Source organism: Tomitella cavernea (genome assembly GCF_016599145.1).
Lineage (GTDB): Bacteria > Actinomycetota > Actinomycetes > Mycobacteriales > Mycobacteriaceae > Tomitella > Tomitella cavernae.
Genome location: NZ_JAENKO010000002.1, coordinates 58,228 through 79,046, shown reverse-complemented (window position 1 = coordinate 79,046; position 20,819 = coordinate 58,228). Strand labels below are relative to the sequence as shown.

At 71.6% G+C, this 20,819-nt stretch carries 19 protein-coding genes; 13 read left to right on the top strand and 6 right to left on the bottom strand.

What is annotated here, in order from left to right; genetic code table 11:
- Positions 1-29 precede the first annotated feature (29 nt).
- Positions 30-878 carry an oxygenase MpaB family protein gene (locus JJ683_RS01830; protein WP_200170961.1) on the bottom strand — a complete coding sequence of 283 codons (849 nt, stop codon included), beginning with the start codon at positions 876-878 and terminating at the stop codon, positions 30-32.
- Between the two features lie 141 nt (positions 879-1,019).
- On the opposite strand from JJ683_RS01830, the gene JJ683_RS01825 reads away from it, so the two are divergent.
- Positions 1,020-1,652, top strand: coding sequence for a TetR/AcrR family transcriptional regulator (locus JJ683_RS01825; protein WP_307810626.1), 633 nt, complete (start codon positions 1,020-1,022; stop codon positions 1,650-1,652).
- A gap of 25 nt (positions 1,653-1,677) precedes the next feature.
- Here JJ683_RS01825 and JJ683_RS01820 read toward each other — a convergent pair whose 3' ends face one another.
- Positions 1,678-2,433: a GntR family transcriptional regulator gene (locus tag JJ683_RS01820; RefSeq protein WP_307810625.1), complete on the bottom strand. Its 756-nt coding sequence runs from the start codon at positions 2,431-2,433 to the stop codon at positions 1,678-1,680.
- A 4-nt stretch (positions 2,434-2,437) separates the two neighbouring features.
- On the bottom strand, positions 2,438-3,574 hold the full coding sequence (locus JJ683_RS01815; RefSeq protein WP_200171031.1) for an acyl-CoA dehydrogenase family protein: 1,137 nt from the start codon (positions 3,572-3,574) through the stop codon (positions 2,438-2,440).
- A 288-nt stretch (positions 3,575-3,862) separates the two neighbouring features.
- Between JJ683_RS01815 and JJ683_RS01810 the strand changes: the two genes are divergently transcribed.
- Genes JJ683_RS01810 through JJ683_RS01800 form a run of 3 tightly spaced genes read left to right on the top strand, consistent with a single transcriptional unit; the run spans position 3,863 to position 6,853 of the window.
- Positions 3,863-5,308 carry an aldehyde dehydrogenase family protein gene (locus JJ683_RS01810; RefSeq protein WP_200170960.1) on the top strand — a complete coding sequence of 482 codons (1,446 nt, stop codon included), beginning with the start codon at positions 3,863-3,865 and terminating at the stop codon, positions 5,306-5,308.
- 20 nt (positions 5,309-5,328) lie between these two features.
- Positions 5,329-6,294 (top strand): oxygenase MpaB family protein, encoded by a 966-nt coding sequence (locus JJ683_RS01805; protein WP_200170959.1) that lies wholly within the window; start codon positions 5,329-5,331, stop codon positions 6,292-6,294.
- A gap of 55 nt (positions 6,295-6,349) precedes the next feature.
- On the top strand, positions 6,350-6,853 hold the full coding sequence (locus tag JJ683_RS01800) for a heme-binding beta-barrel domain-containing protein (protein WP_200170958.1): 504 nt from the start codon (positions 6,350-6,352) through the stop codon (positions 6,851-6,853).
- An 11-nt stretch (positions 6,854-6,864) separates the two neighbouring features.
- Here the strand turns inward: JJ683_RS01800 and JJ683_RS01795 are convergent, their stop codons facing one another.
- Both JJ683_RS01795 and JJ683_RS01790 read right to left on the bottom strand, forming a co-directional pair.
- Positions 6,865-8,037 (bottom strand): TetR/AcrR family transcriptional regulator, encoded by a 1,173-nt coding sequence (locus JJ683_RS01795; protein ID WP_200170957.1) that lies wholly within the window; start codon positions 8,035-8,037, stop codon positions 6,865-6,867.
- A gap of 81 nt (positions 8,038-8,118) precedes the next feature.
- Positions 8,119-9,981, bottom strand: coding sequence for a penicillin-binding transpeptidase domain-containing protein (locus JJ683_RS01790; RefSeq protein ID WP_200170956.1), 1,863 nt, complete (start codon positions 9,979-9,981; stop codon positions 8,119-8,121).
- Positions 9,982-10,166: 185 nt separating this feature from the next.
- On the opposite strand from JJ683_RS01790, the gene JJ683_RS01785 reads away from it, so the two are divergent.
- Genes JJ683_RS01785 through JJ683_RS01745 form a run of 9 tightly spaced genes read left to right on the top strand, consistent with a single transcriptional unit; the run spans position 10,167 to position 20,183 of the window.
- Entirely contained in the window at positions 10,167-11,789 is a 1,623-nt protein-coding gene (locus JJ683_RS01785) for a long-chain-fatty-acid--CoA ligase (RefSeq protein WP_200171030.1), read from the top strand.
- A 10-nt stretch (positions 11,790-11,799) separates the two neighbouring features.
- Positions 11,800-12,612, top strand: a complete 813-nt coding sequence (locus JJ683_RS01780; protein WP_200170955.1) for an MlaE family ABC transporter permease — start codon at positions 11,800-11,802, stop codon at positions 12,610-12,612.
- On the top strand, positions 12,609-13,469 hold the full coding sequence (locus JJ683_RS01775) for an MlaE family ABC transporter permease (protein WP_200170954.1): 861 nt from the start codon (positions 12,609-12,611) through the stop codon (positions 13,467-13,469). Before JJ683_RS01780 ends, JJ683_RS01775 begins: the two co-directional genes overlap by 4 nt.
- Complete coding sequence (locus JJ683_RS01770; protein ID WP_200170953.1) at positions 13,466-14,569, top strand: MlaD family protein; 1,104 nt, start codon at positions 13,466-13,468, stop codon at positions 14,567-14,569. Before JJ683_RS01775 ends, JJ683_RS01770 begins: the two co-directional genes overlap by 4 nt.
- Positions 14,569-15,642, top strand: a complete 1,074-nt coding sequence (locus JJ683_RS01765; RefSeq protein ID WP_200170952.1) for an MCE family protein — start codon at positions 14,569-14,571, stop codon at positions 15,640-15,642. Before JJ683_RS01770 ends, JJ683_RS01765 begins: the two co-directional genes overlap by 1 nt.
- Positions 15,639-16,730: an MCE family protein gene (locus tag JJ683_RS01760; RefSeq protein ID WP_200170951.1), complete on the top strand. Its 1,092-nt coding sequence runs from the start codon at positions 15,639-15,641 to the stop codon at positions 16,728-16,730. The genes JJ683_RS01765 and JJ683_RS01760 overlap by 4 nt, the downstream gene beginning before the upstream one ends.
- A complete protein-coding gene (locus JJ683_RS01755) occupies positions 16,727-17,827 on the top strand; it encodes an MCE family protein (protein ID WP_307810624.1) in 1,101 nt (366 codons plus the stop codon). The genes JJ683_RS01760 and JJ683_RS01755 overlap by 4 nt, the downstream gene beginning before the upstream one ends.
- The gene (locus tag JJ683_RS01750) at positions 17,824-18,927 is read left to right on the top strand and encodes an MCE family protein (protein ID WP_200170950.1); all 1,104 of its coding nucleotides are present in this window, start codon (positions 17,824-17,826) and stop codon (positions 18,925-18,927) included. Before JJ683_RS01755 ends, JJ683_RS01750 begins: the two co-directional genes overlap by 4 nt.
- Positions 18,924-20,183: an MlaD family protein gene (locus JJ683_RS01745; RefSeq protein ID WP_200170949.1), complete on the top strand. Its 1,260-nt coding sequence runs from the start codon at positions 18,924-18,926 to the stop codon at positions 20,181-20,183. Before JJ683_RS01750 ends, JJ683_RS01745 begins: the two co-directional genes overlap by 4 nt.
- On the opposite strand, the gene JJ683_RS01740 is transcribed toward JJ683_RS01745, so the two are convergent.
- Positions 20,170-20,709 (bottom strand): hotdog fold domain-containing protein, encoded by a 540-nt coding sequence (locus JJ683_RS01740; protein ID WP_200170948.1) that lies wholly within the window; start codon positions 20,707-20,709, stop codon positions 20,170-20,172. The genes JJ683_RS01745 and JJ683_RS01740 overlap by 14 nt on opposite strands.
- Positions 20,710-20,819: the final 110 nt, after the last annotated feature.

Below are 20,819 nucleotides of genomic sequence, written 5' to 3'. Positions count from 1 at the left end.
GCGTGTGAGCAAGGGTCCCGGCGCCTGGGTCAGTGCGCCAGCCCGCGGCCGGACCGCAACCGTCGGCGCATGTCCGCCAGGTAGAGCCGCGCCGGCATCGTGCGCAGGAACCGCGGCACCACGCCGTAGACGAGCGGCAGGATGCGGAAGAGCAGATCGAACGCCCGCTGATGCCGGGCGCTCCACGGCAGCGCGAAGGCGTCGCGCGCCTGCTGCGGCAGCAGCCCCTTCGTGACGAACCGGTTCAGCGGCATCAGCGGCCGCAGGAACCAGGGGGCGCTCCGGGTCGCCAGAAGCGTGTGAGTGAATGCGCGCACCTGATCGTCGACGCTGAGCGTGTCCATGGTGCGGGCCCAGTAGCGGTCGAATCCTGCGACGGTGTCCGGCCACATCTCAGGGTGCACCTGCAGTGCCGTGCCGTAGGCCATCGACTCGCGGTAGACGCGCTCGGCCGACACAGGCCTCAGCGGGCCGCGGAACCGTCGGTGCAGGTCGACCCCGCCGTGATAGAGCGTGGCAGCAACCCAGAGCTGCAAATCCGGGTCGAACGCGTTGTAGGTCTCCGATCGCACGGGCACGTGCGCCTTGTTGACCATGCGCACGATCTCGCGGCGCTCGTCGTCCGTGCCCAGTGCGACGGCGTAGATGTAGCTCATGGTGGTGCGCAGGCGACTGAGCGGGTGATGCAGGACGTCGCTGTGATCGGCCACGCCGTGACCCACGCCGGGCATCGCCAGCTGCAGCAGGATGGCGGCTCCGGCACCCAGGAACACGTACGCCTCGTCGACGTAGTCCGCCACACCCACCGTCGGTGCGCCGTCGGCCTCCGTCGCCAGGTCCGTCGCGTGCGGTGCCGCGCCGTGTCCGGTCCGTGCCATGCCGTCTCCGATCCGTGCCGTCGCCGTTGCAGGGCGTTTCCGTTGCCGGTTGCGTCCGATGCGGGCGTGCGCCGATGCAACAATGTGACTCTAACTGTTGCATGTGGCCGTCGGCTCCGCAAGCGTGGTTAACCTGTGGGCGTGACGGATGACGGTGTGCGAGCGCTGATGGGGGCGGGCGCAGGTGTTGCGGAGGCGGACGCGCGGATCCTCGAGGCCGCGCTCGAGCAGTTCGCCCTCACCGGGGTCCGCAAAACCAGCACCGACGACATCGCGCACCGGGCAGGCGTGAACCGGGCGACGCTCTACCGCAGGCTCGGCACCAAGGACGACGTGGTGCGTGCGGCGTACCTCTACGAGGCGGCGCGGGTGCTCGCGCACATCGAACGTGCGGTGGCGGGCATCGACGAGCTGGAGGAGTACGTCGTCACCTTCTTCACGGTCACCGTCCGTGCGGTCCGCGGGAACCCACTGCTCGAGCGGATGTTGCGCGTGGACCGCGATGAGACGCTGCGGTCGCTCACCGTCGGTGCGGGCGACGTGCTCACCCTCGCGACCGCTTTTCTCGCCGACAAGATCAGGACTCTGCGCGCGCGGGACGCGGGCGCAGAAGGGGGCGATGCGCGCCTTGGCGACGTCGAGGCGCTGTCGGCCGTGCTGGCCCGGCTCACGCAGTCGCTGCTGCTCACGACGGACGGCCCGCCGCAGCTCGACGACGACGAGGAGTTCCGCGCGTTCGCCACTGCGCTCCTGGTACCGCTGATCCGCGGGTGACTTCCGTCGGGTCGCGCGTAGATCGTCAGCGGTCGTCTCCCAAGGGGTCGTCCTCATTGGAGTCGTCCCACATGTGCACCGCGTCGAGGTGGGCGACGAGCCGCCGGGCGCCGTCGGTGAACTGCAGTCGGGTCTCCTCCTCGACCGCCGCACGGTCGCGGGTGCGCAGCGCCTCGATCAGCCGGCGGTGGCCCGCCACCGCGGTGGCGCCCCAGTCCGGGTCCGCGGCGTACAGCGCATACGGGGTGTAGCGGACGGCGTTGTGCAGAAACCATGCCAGCTTGTCGGAAGCGGCGATCCGGTTGAGTCTGCGGTGGAACTCGAACTCGCGCAGCGCGACGGTCTCCACGTCCGCCCCGGCGAGGGAGGACTCGAGCGCATCGCAGTGCGCGGTCAGGTCGGCGAGATCGGTGTCGGTGGCGCGGCGGGCCGCGCGGGCCGACAACTCCACGGCGATCCTCCCTTGCAGCCAGAAGATGTCGACGACGTCCTCGCGGCTGAGCGGGTTGACTACGTAACCGCGGTGGGGGACCGACTCGACCAGCCCCTCGCCGCGGAGCTTCGACAGCGCCTCGCGCACGGGAGTGACGCTGACGCCCAGATCCGCAGCCGTCTCGTCGAGGCGGATGAATGCACCCGGGCGGACCTGCCCGGACATGATCCGGCCGCGCACATGGTCGGCGACGTCGTCGGAGAGTTGGGGGCGTCGCCGAAGCCGCCGCTGCGTCGCGCGGGAGGCGGTGGTGCCGGGTCCAGTGGCGGTATCGGGGGTGGCGGTCACGGAGTCACAGCCCGTAGGTCTTGCCGACGACGTCGCGCTGGATCTCGTTGGTGCCGCCGTAGATCGACGAGACCAGCGTGGCGCGGACGTGGCGTTCCATGTCGAACTCGGTGGCGTACCCGTAGCCGCCCATCATCTGCATGCCCTCGAGCGCGACCTTCTTGGCGGTTTCGGTGGCCTTGAGCTTGACCATCGACGCCTCGCGGGGGAACAGCGCGCCGGGGTTGTCGTCGACCATCCGCGCGAGCCCGTAGACCAGCAGGCGGGTGCACTCGATCTCCGTGGCCAGGTCAGCGACGCGGTGCCGCAGGCTTTGGAACGTGCCGACGGGCCGGCCGAATTGCCGACGTTCGCTGATGAACTCCACTGCGTCCGCGAATGCCCGCTGCGCGGTGCCGAGCATCATCGCGCCGAGGATGAGCCGCTCGATGTTCAGGCCCGTCATGAGCTGGCCCCAGCCGGCGTCGACCTCGCCGATCACTGCGTCGACCGGAAGACGCACGTCGGTGAAGTAGAGGTCGTTGACGTCGTTACCGCCCATCGTGGGAATGCCCTTGATGGTCAGGCCCGGGGTGTCGGACGGCACGTGGAACATCGTCAGGCCCCGGTGCTTGTCCTCGCCGCGGGACGTGCGCGCCACGAGGAGGATCGCGTCGGCGATGTGGGCATTGGAGCACCAGGTCTTCTGGCCGTTGATCACCCAGCCGTCTGCGGTGCGCTCCGCCTTGCAGGACAGGTTGCCCACGTCGGATCCGGCCTCGGGTTCGGACATCGAGATGGAGTAGCTGCGGCCGCCGACGACGCCGCCGAGGACGTCCTTCTTCTGCGCGTCGGTGCCGAACTTCTTGTAGGCGGCGCCCGTGATCAGCGTGGGCCCGATCCCGCCGACGGGTGCCATGCCACGCGCAGTGGCTTCGAGCAGGATGCACAGGTCCACCATCGAACCGTCCGAGCCGCCGAACTCCTCCGGCACGGTGAGTCCCAGCCATCCGAGCTCCGCCATCCGGCCGTAGAACCACGTGTTGTGGTGGACCGTGCCCTGTTCGGTCAGCGCGTCCCGCTGCGCGCGGGTGCCGCACTCGCGCCGGCACATGTCGGCGACGGCGCGTTGGAACGCGGCCTGCTCGTCGGTGAAACCCATCGCCTCCGGCTGCAGCCCCGTCGATACGTCGGTGATCCCCTTCGTCATGCGGCCTCCTCGCTGTTGTCGCGCCGTTCCCGCGCAGTGCTGACTGCGGTCGTACCCGCGCCTTGTCGCGCCGCGGATCGACGCATACTGTGGTGTCCACCACAGTAGATCAGATCAAATATATGTGATGCGATACTGCGTCGACGGGCATGGGCGCACTGTGGTGACGGGCCAGGGCCAGGGCGCTGGTGCCGGTGACGGGGACACGCAGCGACCGGGGTGGAAGGAGCGCGAGTCGGCATGACGCAGACCGAACAGGGGCAGAGGACGGACGACACGGCCGCACAGGTGGGAACGGTTGGGCAGGTGGGCGCGGCCGTCGCCGCCGCCCGCGCCGCCGCCCGATGGTGGGACGCGCAGGACTTCCGGGGCAGGCGCGGCTGGCTCCGCGACTTCGCCCGGGTGCTTGCGCGCGGTGCGGACGAGTTGGCCGGGGTCATCGCGCGTGAGACCGGCAAGCCCGACGACGACGCGCTGCTCGAGGTTATGCTCGCCGTCGAGCACCTGGACTGGGCGTCGCGCAATGCCAAGCGGGTGCTGCGCCGGCGGTCGGTGCCGTCGGGGGTGGTGGGTATCGACCAGGCCGCGTCGGTCGGCTACCGCCCGTACGGCGTCGTCGGGGTGATCGGCCCGTGGAATTACCCGCTTTACACGCCGATGGGCTCCATCGCCTACGCACTGGCCTCCGGCAACGCCGTCGTCTTCAAGCCCAGCGAGCTCACGCCCGGCGTCGGTGAGTGGCTGGCACGGGCGTGGCAGAGCCTGGCACCGCCGCAGCCCGTGCTCCAGGTGATCACGGGCGACGGTGCGGTGGGGGCCGAGCTGTGCCGCGCGGGCGTGGACAAGGTCGCCTTCACCGGCTCGACGGCCACCGCCAAGCGGGTCATGGCCACCTGCGCGGAGAGCCTGACGCCCCTGGTCGCGGAGTGCGGGGGCAAAGACGCAATGCTGGTGGCGGCCGATGCCGACCTCGATGCCGCCGCCGAGTACGCGGTGTTCGGCGGGTTCGGCAACGCCGGGCAGACCTGTGCGGGAGTCGAGCGGATCTACGTCGCGGCGGGGGTGTTCGATGAGTTCGTCGCCGCGGTGACCGCCCGTGTGCGCGCGGTGCGGGCGGGGGTGGACTACGGCGCGATGACGATGCCAGGACAGGCGGAGATCGTGCGCGCGCAGATCGCCGACGCGTTGCGCGGCGGTGGGCGGGCGCTGGCCGGTGGGGAGGACTCAGTGCGGGGCCGGACCGTCGAGCCGGTCGTGCTCACCGGTGTCGCGCCCGATTCGACGGCCGTCACCGACGAGACCTTCGGCCCTGTGCTGGTCATCGAGCCGGTGGCGGATCTCGACGAGGGCGTGCGCCGGGCCGATGCCTCCCGCTACGGGCTCGGCGCATCGGTGTTCAGCGCCGACACCGACGCGGGCCGGGCGGTCGCGGAACGGCTCGACTGCGGCGTGGTCACGGTGAACTCCGTCCTGGGGTTCGCCGGCGTGCCCGCGCTGCCGTTCGGCGGCACGGGCGACTCCGGATTCGGCCGCATCCACGGCGACGACGGACTCCGGGAGTTCGCGACGGTCAAATCCATGACGGTGACGAGGTTCGCCGCTCCGCTGAAACTGATGACGATGCGGCGGCGCCGGCGCGACGTGCGCATCGCCCGGCTCATGCTGCGGCTTCGGCACGGCCGGTGAATGCGCGAAAGGGGTACGCCATGAGGATCAGGACTGCGCCCGGCACGTTCAGCTGGCTGCCGTACATCCGCACGCTCGATCCGCTGGGGGACCGGCACGAGATCCACCGGCTCACCGCCGGATTCGAGTTTCCGTTCGACTACCAGCGGGCGTTGGAGTTCGCGCTGTTCCGCACGTACTGCGTGCCGTCCGTCTCGGCGGTGCTCGCGGAATCGGGGGAGTTCGCCGGGCGACCGCAGAAGCGCTACGACGACACCGCGATACTCATGGCCGAAATGGTGGAACACGGCGTCGACTCCGAACGCGGACACGAGTCGGTGCGCAACATCAACCGCATGCACGGGATGTACGACATCGCCAACGACGACATGCTCTACGTGCTGTCCACCTTCATTTACGACCCGATCGACTGGATCGACCGGTACGGGTGGCGCCGCCTGGACCCGGTGGAGCGGCTGGCCGCCTACCATTACTACGTGGAGATCGGCCGGCACATGGCGGTCCGCGACATCCCCGCCGACTTCGAGTCGTTCGCCCGGTTCAAACTGGAATACGAGCGCGACCGCTTCCGCTACGCGGACACCAACAACGCCATCGGCCGCTACACGCGCGACCTCTACTGCGCCTGGTTCCCCGCACCGCTGCGGCCGCTGGTCGCCCGGGGGGTGTACGCGATGCTGGACCAGCGGATGTCCGACGCGTTCGGATTCCCCGCGGGGTCGCCGCGGCTGCGGGCGCTGATCGAGACGGCGCTGCACGCCCGCAGCGCCGCTGTGCGGTTCCTGCCGCGCCGCCGCGTCTCACGCACCACACGCGACCCGCGCAACCGCACGTATCCGGGCTACCCGGACGGCTACCGCCCGCGCGACCTGGGAGTGGAGCGGGCGCACGGGCGTGCGCGCAGGCTCCGCGGCGTCGTCCCGGCGGCGGCAGGCGCATCCGGCACGATCGCGGACGCTCCCGCCCCGCCGGGGCCCGCGTCGTAGTCTGGGGTCATGAGCGACACGAGCGTGAACCGATGAGCGACGAGAACCTGAACCGATGAGCGACGAGAACGCCGCGCGCGACCTCCTAGGGCCGCTGGCCGGATTCGCCGGTCGCTGGGTCGGCGGGGGCGAGGGGCACTATCCGACGATCGACGACTTCACCTACGAGGAGGAGATCGAGTTCTCCGGTGACGGCCGGCCGTTTCTGACGTACCTGTCGCGCACGTGGGCGCCCGGTCGCTCCCGCCCTATGCACACGGAGACCGGGTTTCTGCGCAACGTCGGTGGCGGGGAGGCGGAGCTTCTGGTCACCCAGCCGACGGGGTTCACCGAGCTCCACCGCGGCGCCGTGGAGCCCGATGACGCCGCGCAGGGCGGCAGCGTCGTCTTCGCCCCGGAACAGCTGCACATCGCCCGTTCGCCCGGCGCCAAGCCGGTGCACTGCGTGCGCAGGCGGTTCACGGTGGACGGCGACGGGCTCTCCTACGAGCTGTGGATGGCGCACGCCGACACCCCCATGACGCACCACCTCAGCGCTGTCCTGCGCCGACACGGCTGAGCGGCATTCCGCTACCCGGCGGGCTGCAACGCCAGCACCATCTCCTCGATTTGCGCCTGCGTGCCCGGGTCCGCGGTGAACCGTACCGCCCGGCCCACGTCGAGGATCAGGGCGAACGCCGCGTGCGCCAGATAGACGGCCTCGTTCCGGGGCGTCTCCGGGTGCGATCGGAGCAGCGTGTCCGCCCAGCACTCCGCCAGGCGCCGGTGCGCTGCGCGAAGCATGCGCCGTCGACTCGGCGGCAGGTTGGACACCTCGGCGAAGTACAGCGTGAGCTGGTCGGGGTGCCGGAAAGACCGGCGGATGTACAGCTCCGCCTGCATGCGCAGCGCCGCCGCCGGGTCGGCCGCGGACGCCGCCGCGGCATGTTGGGCGGGACCGAACCCCTCCGCAATCCGGCGGAATGCCGCGTCCAGCAGGGCCGGCTTGCCGCCGAAGTGCCGGTAGACGCCCGACGCCGTCATTCCCGCGGCCTCGGCGATCTCCTCGACGCTCGCTTCGTGGTATCCGTGACGCGCGAAAAGCCGGATCGATTCGGTCAACAACGCCTCGCGCGGGTCGGCCGGTGCCGGCCGCTGCGTTGCGGCGTCCGCAGTGCGCACGGGCACGGGGGGCGGGCAGTCCACGACGGCGAGGCAGCCGTCTACGAGCACCGATGCGATGCGCTGCCGCGCCAGAGGCGCGCGGTGACCGGTGATGCTCCCGAGCACGCTCAGCGCGGCAGTGGTGCGCATCTGCACCTCCACGTCGGTCAGCGCCGGATACATCGCACGCACGGGGGCGGCCAGGCGTGCCGTGATGGTGCGCATCGTCCGCACCACCCGGCGCCGGTCCTCGTCGCGCAGCATCCGCGCCTCCCACCGGTAGAGCCCGCCGCTGCGCCGGTGCTCGATCGACGTGGCGGCCAGCGATGCCAGGAGCGCGGTGAGACGGGCGCGAGGGGGCGCCGCCGGATCCGGCGGAAGGTCTGTCGCTGCGTCGAGCGCGGACACCAACGACTCGACGGAGTGCAGGAACAACGCGTACTTGCTCGGGAAATGCCGGTAGAGCGCGGGGCCGGATATTCCCACTGCGGCAGCGATCTCATCCATACCGGCCCCGTGGTAACCGTGCGCGTCGAATGCCTCGGCCGCAACGACGGCTATCCGTTGCCTGCGATCGCGGGGACGCACCTGTGCCGACATGGCTAGAAAGTAAACCTCAGTTCCGGCGCTGCAGGGTCGTATCGGCGGGATGCCACGACCCGCCGACATCAGAAGGTGCCGTCAGGAGCCGTCGTCGGGGGTGGCGCCCAGGGCGTCGAGGAACACGCGGGTGACGTCGGTGGCGGGCTGTGAGGACCCGGCGCCCTGGACGAACACCGCGAACGCCATGTCGCCGAGGATTCCGACGAACCAGCCGTGCGCGCGCCGGTCCGTCACCTCGGCCGTGCCCGCCACGCCTGCGAGCCCGTCGATGTCGCGCAGCGCGGACGCATTGCCCATGGCGACGGCCTCGTGCATCATCAGGCGCACCGCGTTGGCGGTGTCCTTGGACACGGTGGTCGGCGGGTCGGCGGCGGTGGCCTTCTTGCCGACGACGAGCATCGGCGCGATGCGGTCGCCGCCGTTGGCGAGCGTCGCCGCCACCACGGCCATGCCGAACGGGCTCGCTGCCACCGGGCCCTGGCCGATGCCGGCCTCGACCCGTGCGGCGCCCGGCTCGGTGGGCGGCACTGAACCGGTGAGCGTCGTCAGCCCCGGCGTGTCGAAATCGGCTCCGACGCCCAGCGCTTCGGCCGTGTCCGGGAGGGCGCCGTCCGGCAACGCGCCGGTGAGGGTCGCCAGCGTGGTGAGGCACGTAGCGGCGAAGGCCTGGGTGAGTGTCACGGGCCCCAGGTCCAGGTCATCGGGGTTGAACACGGTGCGGCCGTCGACGGTGACCTGTGCGGGGCAGCCGACGATGTCGTCGGGGCCGATGTCCGCGTTGTCCAGCGCCGCGGAGGCAGTCACCAGGGAAAAAACGGAGCCCGGGGCGTAGAGCCCGTTGAGCGCGACGGGGCCGCGGGCAGAGGCGGCGGCGTTCTGCGCCACGGCGAGCACCCCGCCTTTCGACGGGGTGAGCGCGACGATCGCCGCCGGTCGCGTGGCGGAATCCACGGCCAACTGGGCGGCCTTCTGCGCTTCCAGATCCATCGTGGTGGGGATGTTCTGGACGTCCTCGGGCGATTTCGCCTGCACCCGAACATCGTCGTCGTGCCCGGGGTTGTCGATATCGACGGACCACCCCGCCGACTCGGCGAGGATGCCGCGCCACACCTCGGGGATACCGTCCAGGGCGGGGGAGTGCACCGCCGGGTCCACGGTGAGCAATCGGCCGCGCTGGGGCAGCGCGACGGAGGCGATGGCGTCGAGGTCTGCGCGCAGAGGGTCGACGTCCGCCGGCCGCAGGGTGATCACCACGTACCGGCCCGATGCTTGCGTTGCAGGCACTCCGGCAGCGGCGTCGCGCGTCGACGCGGACAACTCCTGCTCCGTCTCCGCGATCCCGGCGGCGATCGACTCCGCGGTGATGGTCTGGTCGATTCCGTGCAGGACGTCCGCCAGCGCGGCGACGTCGCCGGGCGGCGCGTCGAGCGCGATGGCGACGTCGGTGACCGTCTGCCATTTCATGATGTCGTTGCGGTTCCGGTCGATCACAGGGCTCTCGAGGTCGAGGTCCCGCGAGTAGACGAGCCGACCGCCGGGCTGGAGCCGTGAGTCGATGATGTGCGGCGACCACGGCACCTTGCCGTCCTCGAGGCGGCCGATGGTGCCGGTGGTCTCGGTCTTGTTGCCGTCGGGCAGCTTCCAGGCGATGTGGGTGGTGAGCGTGCCGCGCAGCGATTCGAGCGTCGACAGGTGCGCGGTGGCATTGCCCATGCCCCGGAAGGTCGCGGTGAGGGCCTGCTCGGCGGTGTCCGGGTCGTCGGTCATGGCCGCGGCCGCCGCAAGGTCGTGGTCGTTGACGGCTTTGACGAACTCGCGCATCGGGTCTGTCGGGGAGCCGAGGGACAGGCTGCACGCCGAGGCGCACAGGAGGACGACGGCGCCGCCGAACGCCGCAGCGGCGCGAGCGGTGCGGCGTCCGCTGCGGGGCGAAGTCGGCATGCAACCAGTGGAACAGACGGCGTCGGCGATGTCATCAGGCGGCTGCCGGACGTCACCGCCGACGCGGAATCGTCGTTAACAAAACGCACCTGCGCGGGTACTGCCTGTGTAATACTCGCCACACCCGCCGGGGCTGCGGCCCTGGTGTGGGACGGGAATCCGACGGCGACGACAGGGGCACCGACATGGCAGTGGACGTTCCGGGCGCGGGGGCCGCCGCGGCGCCCCGGCGCTTCACCCGCAACACCTGGAACAACTGGGTGGCCGGCCACGCGGTGATGCGGCCGGACGCCGAGGCGTTCCGCTACCGGGGGACGCCGACGACCTGGGCGGTGCTGCACGCACGCGCGGAGGCGATGGCGTCGGCGCTGTCCCGCCGCGGGGTGGTCCAGGGCGACAGAGTCCTGCTGCTCACCCTGAACCGCACCGAGTTCTTCGAAGCGGTCCTGGCGGTGAATGCGCTGGGGGCCATCGCGGTGCCGGTGAACTTCCGCCTCACGCCGCCGGAGTGCGCGTACATCGCGGAGAACTGCGGCGCCCGGGCCGTCGTCACCGAACCGGCCCTCGAACCCCTGGTGAGGGCGGTCCGGGCGCTGGTCCCGGCGCTGAGCCTGGCGGTCACGATGGCGCCCGACGGGGCGGGTGCGGCGGACTCCTCGGCCCCCGTCGCCGAGGGGTTCGAGGGCTTCGAGGACCTCATCGCCGAGGACGGCGAACACTACGCTCCGCGGGACGTCCCGGAGGACACGCCGTGCCTGATCCTCTACACCTCCGGCACCACCGGCCGGCCCAAGGGTGCGGTGCTCACCTACTCCAACATGGCGGCCCAGTCGTTCACCTGCATCCGGGCCCTGCAGATGGGGTTGGACGGCGTGGGACTGCTCGCGGCGCCGACGTTCCACGTGGCCGCGCTGGGCTCGATCGCGCCCGCGCTGCAGCTGGGCACCACCACCGTGATCCACCCGCTGGGCGCGTTCAGCACCACCGACATCCTCGACACCTGGGAACGCGAACGCATCACGTCCACCTTCATGGTGCCGGTGCAGTGGCAGGCCGTGTGCGCCGATCCGACGGTCAAGGACCGCGACCTGGCCCTGCGCACCATCTCCTGGGGTGCGGCGCCCGCGTCGGACACCGTGCTCGAGGCGATGGCCGAGACCTTCCCCGGCGCCCTCAACGTCGCCGTGTTCGGCCAGACCGAGATGTCGCCCATCACCTGCGTGCTCGACGGCGCGGACGCCTTGCGCAAGATCGGCTCCGTCGGCCGGGTGATACCGACCATCCAGGCGCGCATCGTCGACGACGACATGAACGACGTCCCGCAGGGTGAGGTGGGGGAGATCGTCTACCGCGGGCCGACCCTGATGCAGGGGTACTGGAACGACAGCTCAGCCACCGACGCGGCGTTCGACGGTGGCTGGTTCCACTCGGGGGACATGGTCCGCGCGGACGACGAGGGCTTCATCTACGTGGTCGACCGCAAGAAGGACATGATCATCTCCGGTGGCGAGAACATCTACTGCGCCGAGGTGGAGAACGTCCTCTACGGGCATCCCCGCGTCCGGGAGGCGGCGGTGGTCGGAAGGCCGGACCCCAAGTGGGGCGAGGTCCCGGTGGCCGTCGTCGCGCTGCAGGGCGACGGTCCGGACCTCGACGCGGCGGCGCTCGGCCGGTGGCTGGGCGACAGGCTCGCGCGCTACAAGCACCCGCACGACGTCGTCGTGGTCGAGGCGCTTCCGCGCAATGCCAGCGGCAAGGTCGTCAAGGGGGAGCTGCGGGAGAGCGCACCGGCGGCGCACACGGGGTGAGGGGCTCCCGGTGACGTATAGCCTGCCCGCGGCGCGGGGGCCGTTGCACGACCTCGCCCTGCAGTTCGGGGGGCTCGTCGCGTTCTCCGTGCGCGTGCTGGCGGCCGGCCCGCGTGCGGCGGCGCGCGGCCGGCTGCCGCTGCGTGAGACGGTCGAGCAGACGGCGTTCCTCGCGCGGGTGTGCAGCGGCCCGGCGCTGCTGCTGATGTTGCCGATCGGCGTGCTCATCGCCGTATCGGTGGGGTCCCTCGCCGCGCGGCTCGGTGCGGGCGGCTACTCGGGCGCGGTCACCGCGTTCGTCGTGGTCGGGCAGGCCGCGGCGCTGGTGTGCGCGCTCATGCTCGCCGGCGTCGGCGGCTCCGCCATCTGTGCGGATCTCGGTTCGCGGACCATCCGCGAGGAGATCGAAGCACTCGAGACCATGGGGATCGACGTCGTCGAACGCCTGGTCGTGCCCCGGGTCGTCGCGGCCGTACTGGTCTCGGCGCTGCTGTGCGCCCTGGTGACCCTGGCCGGGGTGCTCACCTGCCTGCTCTACCAGGTGTACGTGCAGCACCAGTCCTCCGGAGCGTTCCTGTCGACGTTCGCGGAGTACGGGCGCCTGTCCGACTTCACCACCGCGATGATCAAGGCCGCCGCGTTCGGGCTGACCTCCGCGCTGATCGCCTCGTTCAAGGGGCTCCACGCCAAGGGCGGGCCGAGCGGGGTGGCGGACGCGGTCAACGAGACCGTCGTGCTCGCTTTCGTCGTCGTGTTCGTCGTCAACACGGTGCTCTCGCAGCTGTACTCGGTGATCGTCCCGATGCCGGGGGCCTACGCATGATCGGGACGGGGACCGTCGGCCGGGTGCGCCGCGCCGGGCGCCCGCTGCGACGCGCCTACGACGGATTCGCCCGGTTCGGCGAGCACGTGACGTTCTTCGTGCACGTCATCGCCGGCATCCCCTTCGCTCTGCGCAGATACTGGCGGCACATCCTGCGTGAGATCGGCGACGTGAGCTTCGGCAGCGCGTCGCTGCTCGCCGGCGGCGGCACCATCGGGATCGTGTTCGCCATGTCGGGCGTCGCCGCGATCATGGTCGGCGTCGAGACGCACCGGGGCCTGGAGCTGATCGGGATGACCTCGCTCAGCGGCCTGCTCTCGGCCATCGCCAACACGCGCGAGCTGGCGCCGGTGGTCGCGAGCATCGCGCTCGCGGCCAAGGTGGGCACGGGCTTCACCGCCAAGCTCGGCGCGATGCGCATCTCCGACGAGATCGACGCCCTCGACTCCATGGCGGTGCGGTCGATCCCGTTCCTGGCCAGCACACGCCTCGTCGCCGCGGTCGTGTGTGTGGTGCCGATCTACATGGTCGGGCTGCTCGCCGCCTACATCGCGACGCGGTTCACTGTGGTGACCATGGCGGGCGAGTCCGCCGGAACCTACGACTATTACTTCCACCTGGGGCTGGGGGCCTCGGACCTGTGGCTGTCGCTGGCCAAGGCGCTGGTATTCGCGATGATCGTCGCGCTGGTGCACTGCTCTTACGGCTTCCATGCGTCCGGCGGCCCCGAGGGGGTGGGCCGCGCCGCGGGCCGCGCGCTGCGGACGAGCATCCTCGTCATCGGCATCGTCGACGTGGCCATGACGTTCGCTCTGTGGGGCATCGAGCCCTCGGTACCCGGTCTGGGGCTCTCGTGAGCGGCTTCGGTGCGCCGCGCGGGCACGTGCCGCGCCCCCGCGGCGGCGCCGCGCCGCGGCGGCGCACACCGTCGAAGGCGGTCCTTGCGCTGCGGGGCTTGGCGGCCGTCCTCGTCGTCGTCGGTGTGACCGCGTTCGTCGCCTTCGGCAACGGGGCGCTCGCCGGGCACCCGGAGGTCACCGTCGACCTACCGGCAGAGGCGGGGCTGCTCACCGGTTCTGTGGGCGTGCAGTTCCGGGGCGTGCCGGTGGGCGAGGTGACGGACATCGACGCGGGCACGGCCGAATCGACGGTGCACCTGCGCATCGCCCCCGACGCGATCGGGCGCATTCCGGCGGCGGTCAAGGTGCGCGTAGCGCCGAAGACACTGTTCGGCGACGTGGTCCTGCAACTGGTCCCCGACCCCGCACGGGCCGCGACCGGACGCGCCCTGCAGGGTGGAGACGTTCTGCGCGCCGACACGTCGCCGGAGGCGGTCCGCCTTTACGACGTCTACGAGAGCGCCGTGGAGACGATGAATCGTCTGCAGCCGCAGCACCTGCAGACGGCGCTCACAGCGATGGCCGATGCGTTGCGGGGGCGCGGCGCCGACCTCGGCCGATCGCTGGACCGGCTCTCGCGAACCGCAGACACGCTCGTGCCCACCACCCGGCGCCTTATCTCCCACGCCCCGCAATTCGCGGCCGCGGCGGAATCCGCCGACGCGGCCGCAGCCGACGGGCTGGGCGTGCTGCGCGACCTCACGGCGCTTTCGCAGGCGGTCACGGACAGGCCCGACAGCCTGGCCGCGTTCCTCCGCACCGCGGGGGCCGCCGCGTCGTCCACCGCCGCGATCGCCGGCGACACCACCGGCGCCCTCCGGCGGATCGTCGACCAGGCGGGCCCGGCGCTCGCGGCCGTCGACGCCGGGCGCCAGGGCCTGCCGGGCACGTTCGACGCGCTCCGGCGGTTCACCGACAAGGGCGTCGCCGCCTTCGACACCGGGGTCTTCGACATCACTGCGGTGCCGAGCTTCAGCGACCCGACGCCGTACACGGCGGCGGACTGCCCGCGCTACGGCGGGCTCGCGGGTGCGAATTGCGGCGGGGGAGGCGACTGATGACGGCGTCCGCAAGGCTTCTTAGTAGTCTCCGGCCGGGCGTGCGCCGCAGGGGCGGGCTGCGCGGGCCGCTCGTCGTCGTCGCCGTGTTCGTCACGCTGGGGGTCGCGGCGGTCGTCGTCGTGGCCAACACCCTCACGGTGCCCGTGCCCGGCGGCACCCGGGACTACTCCGCGGCATTCACTTCGGTGCCGGGGCTGGCTCCCGGGGACGCGGTGACCGCGGCGGGCGTGCGGGTGGGCCGCGTCGCATCGGTGACCCGCTCCGACACCGCCGACGGGGGCGCGCACGCCGTGGTCGTGTTCACCGTGCGCGACGATGTCCCGCTCGATGCGCAGGTGCACGCGGCCGTCCGCTATGGCGACATGCTCGGCGTGCGCTACCTTGCCCTGACGGCACCGCCTGCGGAATCGGGGACGCGGTTGCCGGCGGGGGCCCGCATACCGCTCGGGCGAACGAGCCCGCCGCTGGACCTGACGGCCGTCTTCGACGGCTTCAAGCCGCTGTTCGACGCGCTCGACCCCGCGCAGGTGAACGCGTTGGCACGGTCGATCGTCGACGCGTTCGGCGGCGGAACAGGCGGGGTGCAAGTACTGGTGGGCAGGGTCGCCGACGTGACGGAGAACCTGGCAGGCCACCGCGAGACGATTGCCCGCGTGGTCGACAACCTCGGCGGCCTGGCGCAGGCGGCCGGTCGGCGCGGCACCGAGATCACCGGACTCATCGACGGCCTTGCGCGGATCTCCGGCACGATGGCGCACCGCAACGACGAGCTCATCGGCATACTCGACGACGGCGCCCGGGCCGCCGGTGCGGCGGCGGCGCTTCTGGAGGGCCGCGTCGACACACTCGCGGAGGCCCTGCAGCGGCTCGGCGAGACGGCCGACTCGTGGGTGGACAACACCGACGAGTTCAACCGGACGATGGAGCTGCTCGTCCCCTTCACCCGATCCGTCGGCCGGATCACCGACTATGGCGGTTGGCTGCAGCTGTATCCGTGCACGCTCACCGCGAAGGTGGGCGGTCTCGAAGCCAACCTCCTGGGCCCGGAGCACAGCGAGGTGTGCCGATGAGCCGCGCCGGATCCGCGCGGCGGTGGGCGGAGCGCGCCCGGCATGCCGGCGCCGCAGCGTTCGCGGGCCGCGGATCGGAGCGTGCACGCTCGCGCGCACTCGTCCTCGTCGGCGCCGCGGGGATCGTCGCAGCGGTCCTGGTGCTGCTGGCGGCGGTGGCGCTGCCGCACGGACGGTATCTTCTGCGCACCGACCCCTACACGGCCGAACTCGCCAATGCCGCGGGACTCGAGACCGGCGATCCGGTACTGGTCGCGGGCGTGCCCACGGGCCAGGTGGAATCGATCGACTTCGCGGGGGACCACGTGGAGGTGCGGTTCCGGCTGGACGAAGGCCGGCCGCTGGGCGGGGGGACGACGGCCTCGGTGCAACTCGCGACGATACTCGGCAAGCGGTACCTGGCGGTAGACCCGGCCGGCGGCGGCGCGGTGGGGCCGGACAGCACGATCCCGCTCGCGCGCACCACCGTCCCCTACAGTCTCGACGCGGCGTCACGGTCGGCCATGGACACCGCGAAAGGCATCGACGTCGGTGCGGTGGAGGACATGGTCGACGCGTTGCGCGATGCGCTGCCGCAGAATCCGGACACCCTGCGCAGGGCGGTCACGGGCGTGTCCGCGGCGGCGGAGGCCATGAATGAGAACTCCGCGCAGCTCGGAGCGCTGCTCGACGCAGGGAAGACGCTCACCGGGCTGTTGGTGCGGCAAGACCAGTCGCTCGACACCGTCTCCGCCGAGGCGCAGACGCTGCTCGGGTCGCTCGCCGCGCGACGGAAGGCGCTCAGCGGGCTCACCGACGACCTCCGCACCATCCTCCGCGCGGCCGACTCGGTTCTGGCGTCTGCGGATGCGGCCGGGCCGGACGGGGCCGGCGGACTCGACCGGCTCGTGGGCGACCTGCACTCCGTACTCGACACCCTGGAAGGCGACTCGGCGCGCATCGGCGAGATCGTCGACCGGCTGCCGGCCGAGGTCCGTGCGGTGGTCGACGCGAGCGGGAACGGCAACTGGGTGGACGTGTCGGCTCCGGCGGGGCCCATCCCCGACACGCTTCTGTGCGTTTTCGGCGTGATGGAGGGCTGCCGGTGACCCCCGGTTTGCGGCGCCCGTGGCGCGTCGCCGCGGCGCTGCTGTGCGTGCTGGCGCTGGCGGCGACGGCGGTGTGGTTCGTGTTCCTCCGCGGCGCGGACACGCGCCGGGTCGTCGCCGACTTCACGCACGTCGAGGGCGTCCACCCGGGCAGCAAGGTGGACGTGCTCGGCGTGCCGCTGGGCCACGTCGAATCGGTGCGGCCGCGCGGTGGCATGGTGCGCGTCACGATGACGCTGCGCGACGACATCGTGCTGTCCGCCGATGTGAACGCCTACGTGATGAACCCCTCGGTGATCAGCGCGCGATTCATCGAACTGGGTCCGGTCTACCGGGGCGGTGCCCGCTACGCCGACGGCGACGTCATCCCGGTGGCGCGGACCCACGCACCGATCAATTGGGACGAGCTGCTCGGCAGCTTCGACACGATCGCGAACGCGCTCGGCCCGGACGGCGGCGATGTCGGCGCGCTGATCGAACAGGCCGCCCAGGCCACCGATGGGTTGGGCGGCGCGCTGCACAGGGCGATCGAGCAGGTGGGCTCCGCCACGTCGCTCGTGGGGGCGCGCGCAGACCAGATCGGCGCGTTGCTCGACGACCTCGACCGCATCGCCGGCGCCTTCGGCGCCAGGCAGGGCCGGATCGCCGACACCGTCCGCTCACTCGCGGCGCTGGGCGACGAGCTGCGGCGGCAGAACCTCGACGTGGCCACACCCCTCGCACAGTTGAACAGCCTGTTCGACAGGGTCGGCGCGCTGCTCGAGTCGCGGTCCGGCGACGTGGCCGAGGCCATCGCCGATGCCCGCGCCGTTACCGGGCTCCTTGCGTCCAAGCCTGCGAACCTCGCCGAGTTCCTCGATCTGACCCCGCTGGCAATGCAGAACATCGACCGCGCCATCGGATCCGATGAGCGCGCCCGGCTGCGCCTCGACATCTCGTCCAGTGGCGACCAGTTCGTTACGACGCAGCGGATCTGTGAAAAGCACCCGGGCCCGCTGTGTTCCGCGCCGGGGCTCACCAATCCCGTGCCCATTCCGCTGAGCCGGTCGGATCCCTTCGGCCCGCTGGTGGAGCGATTCGGGGAGGACGGCCGATGACCGCGCACACGCCTTCCCGCCTCCGCGGTGTGCGGCTGCGCGGCACGTTCGCCGCGGTGGCCGCCGGCACGGCCATGGCGGTGACGGCATGCGGCGGGCCGGGGCTGCAGGACCTTCCCGTCGGGCATGAAGCGGAGGGGGACTCCTACAGCGTGACAGCCGTGTTCGACCACGCCGACCGTGTGGTGCCGGGCGCGCCTGTGCGGATCGGTCAGCTGACGGTGGGCCGGGTCCACGACCTCTCCACCGACGGCCGCCGCGCGGACCTGCGGCTGAGCCTGCGCAGCGACGTCGATATCCCCGCGGACGCCGCCGCCGTCATCGAGGTGCCCTCCGCATTGGGCAACCCGTTCGTGCGCATCGAACCCGATCGGTCTCCGGGGGACGGGCCTGTTGAGGATGGCCCTGCGGTGGGGGGCGGACGCATGCTCGCGGACGGCGACACGATACCGCTGGCGCGGACGAGGGTGGGGCCCGAACTGGAGTCGAGCCTGGCCACCCTCGGCCTCCTGCTCAACGGCAGCGGGCTCGACCAATTGGAGACGGTGATGACCGAGCTCGACGCCGCGTACGGCGGGCGCGGCACGCAGGTCCGCGGGCTGATCGACGACGCGAACGCGCTGCTCGGCGACGTCGACTCGCAGCGCGTGGAGATCGACCGCACGCTGGCGGCGATGGACTCGCTGACCGGCACTCTGGCCCGTCACCAGGACGACATCGACGGGGCGCTCGAACAGGCCGCGCCGATGGCGGCGTTGCTCGCCGCGCAGGACGACCGGATCGCAGCTCTCGTCGACTCCGGCGCGGACATCGCCTCGCACGCTGACGCGCTGCTGTCGACCTCGTCCGGGCGGATCGGTGCGGAGATCGACCAGGTGTCGCGGATCCTCGAGGCGCTGAGCCGGTTCAATGCGACCGACACCGAGACGCTGCGCAGCGCCAACGCGTTCATCGCGGGCTTCACGTCGGCGATTCGCGGCGACTACCTGCTCTTCGACGGCGCACTGGACATCCCCCGATCGTTGTTCGAGCTGTGGGCGGGGGAGCGCTTGCCCGCCGCGCCCTCACCACCGCCGCCGGCGCCGGGGGGACCGCGATGAGGCGCCGGGTCGCCGTCCAACTGGTCCTGTTCGTGGTGATCGGGGTGGTCGCCACCGTGTTCGGCGTGCGGTACGTCGCGGGGCCGCAGAGCTTCGGTGGCGCCATCAGCGTGACGATCACCGCGGACGGGGCGTCCGGGGTGGGGGCGGGCGCCTCCGTCACCTACCGGGGCGTGCCGATAGGCCGCGTTACCTCGGTCACGATCGGCGGCGGGGCGGGGCCCGGCGACGAAGCCGGCGACGACAAGCCGACGGGCGGCGCGGTGGCCATCGCGGCCGATCTGGACCCCGGCGTCCGGATACCCGCGTCCGCGACGGCGCGCGTGGTGGGCGCGAGCGCGCTGGGAATCCGCTCGGTGGACCTCGCAGCCGACACGGATGAGGGCCCCTACCTGCGTGACGGCGACACGGTGTCGGCGCCGGCGGAGGACCGGCCCGAGCAGCTGGGCGCGCTGCTGGCCGACGCCTCCGCATTGCTCGGCACGCTCGATCCGGAGTCGTTGCACAGCCTGGGCGCGACCCTGAGCACCGCGTTCGAGGGCACCGGGCCGGTGCTGCGCCGGATGATCGACGACACCGATCGCTTCACGGCCGCGATCGACGCGCACGCCGCGACGATCGCCGGACTCGTGGAGGGGACGCTGCCGATCGTCGACGCCCTGGCCGAATCGGGCGGCGGCTTCCCCGAGGCGGTGGCGGCCGCCCGCCGCATCACCCGTCAGCTCGTCGAGCGCCGGGGCACGCTGACGCACCTGCTGTCGGACTCGCCCGCCCCGCTGCAGAAAGTGGGCGACCTGCTGACCGGCACGCGGGCGGACATCACCGGATTGGCGGCCGCGGGCGACACGATCAGCGCGATCCTCGGAGACAGGGACGCCGCCCTGAGCGCAGGGCTGACGGCGTTCCCCGAGACCCTCGACCAGCTGACGTCCGTGCTGCACGACGGGCGCGCCGATTTCGTGCTCGTCGCCACGCAGGGGCCGGTGTGCTATTACGACACGCCCCGGCGGGCGGTCGGCGACACGTCGGCCAGGCCCGCGAGCCTGGACCTGTACTGCCCGCCCGGCGAGGACCTGGCCCAGCGGGGTTCACGCAACGCCCCGCGGCCCGATGACCTGGGACTGCGGAATGCGACACGTGCCGGCACGCCCGTGGGCCCGCCGATGGCCGACGATCCGTGGCTGATCCCCACGGGCCAGGACCTGTTGCAGCAGGTCACCGCCAGCAGTGGCGGTCGACAGGCTAGCGGGCGGTGACCCAGGTGGTGATCCGCGCCCGCACGACGAGCTTGCCGCTGCGGTCGAGAATGCGGACGGGCACCGCCATCTCCGTGCCCTCGGCGATCGCGTCGAAGTCGGGGACGGTGTCGGATTCCGGGCCGGGGCCGGCGACTGCCGGAGCGGTTGCGAGCTCGGCTATCGCCCGCAGGCCCGTCGTCGCCTTGGCCAGGTACTCGACCTCCATGGACTTCGGGATCCACCGGTGCGTCGTGGGCACAGTCGCCTCGCACAACATCCCCATCGCGATCTCTGCGAGGTTGCAGGCGGCGATCGCGTGGAAGGTGCCCAGGTGGTTGTGGATGCCCCACCACTTCGGCGCGGTCACCTCGCAGCGCCCCGGCTCCATGACCTTCACCGTCGGCAGCACCGTGGCGAAGTACGGCACCCGCGCGCACAGGCCGACGGAGAACAGGGCGTCGCCCAGCCGGCCCGACGGCAGCCGTTTGCGCAGGGCGTAGGTGGGGCCGACAGGAGTCGGTCCGTCGACGGGGAGAGCGGTCATGGTTTCCCTCTCTGCAGGTGGTGTGGCGCGCCGCCGGTGGACCAGGCGGCGACGGAGGCGGCATTGCGGAAGGCCGCGAGCTAACCTTACTCGAAAGTAATATGGGTGTG

Excerpts from the sequence above, each read along its gene's own strand:
- JJ683_RS01740 (WP_200170948.1), bottom strand. The coding sequence starts at position 20,709 with ATGACCGCTCTCCCCGTCGACGGACCGACTCCTGTCGGCCCCACCTAC.
- JJ683_RS01765 (WP_200170952.1), top strand. The coding sequence starts at position 14,569 with ATGACGGCGTCCGCAAGGCTTCTTAGTAGTCTCCGGCCGGGCGTGCGC.
- JJ683_RS01785 (WP_200171030.1), top strand. The coding sequence starts at position 10,167 with ATGGCAGTGGACGTTCCGGGCGCGGGGGCCGCCGCGGCGCCCCGGCGC.
- JJ683_RS01815 (WP_200171031.1), bottom strand. The coding sequence starts at position 3,574 with ATGGGTTTCACCGACGAGCAGGCCGCGTTCCAACGCGCCGTCGCCGAC.
- JJ683_RS01800 (WP_200170958.1), top strand. The coding sequence starts at position 6,350 with ATGAGCGACGAGAACGCCGCGCGCGACCTCCTAGGGCCGCTGGCCGGA.
- JJ683_RS01745 (WP_200170949.1), top strand. The coding sequence starts at position 18,924 with ATGAGGCGCCGGGTCGCCGTCCAACTGGTCCTGTTCGTGGTGATCGGG.
- JJ683_RS01810 (WP_200170960.1), top strand. The coding sequence starts at position 3,863 with ATGACGCAGACCGAACAGGGGCAGAGGACGGACGACACGGCCGCACAG.
- JJ683_RS01830 (WP_200170961.1), bottom strand. The coding sequence starts at position 878 with ATGGCACGGACCGGACACGGCGCGGCACCGCACGCGACGGACCTGGCG.
- JJ683_RS01790 (WP_200170956.1), bottom strand. The coding sequence starts at position 9,981 with ATGCCGACTTCGCCCCGCAGCGGACGCCGCACCGCTCGCGCCGCTGCG.
- JJ683_RS01760 (WP_200170951.1), top strand. The coding sequence starts at position 15,639 with ATGAGCCGCGCCGGATCCGCGCGGCGGTGGGCGGAGCGCGCCCGGCAT.
- JJ683_RS01805 (WP_200170959.1), top strand. The coding sequence starts at position 5,329 with ATGAGGATCAGGACTGCGCCCGGCACGTTCAGCTGGCTGCCGTACATC.
- JJ683_RS01775 (WP_200170954.1), top strand. The coding sequence starts at position 12,609 with ATGATCGGGACGGGGACCGTCGGCCGGGTGCGCCGCGCCGGGCGCCCG.
- JJ683_RS01795 (WP_200170957.1), bottom strand. The coding sequence starts at position 8,037 with ATGTCGGCACAGGTGCGTCCCCGCGATCGCAGGCAACGGATAGCCGTC.
- JJ683_RS01750 (WP_200170950.1), top strand. The coding sequence starts at position 17,824 with ATGACCGCGCACACGCCTTCCCGCCTCCGCGGTGTGCGGCTGCGCGGC.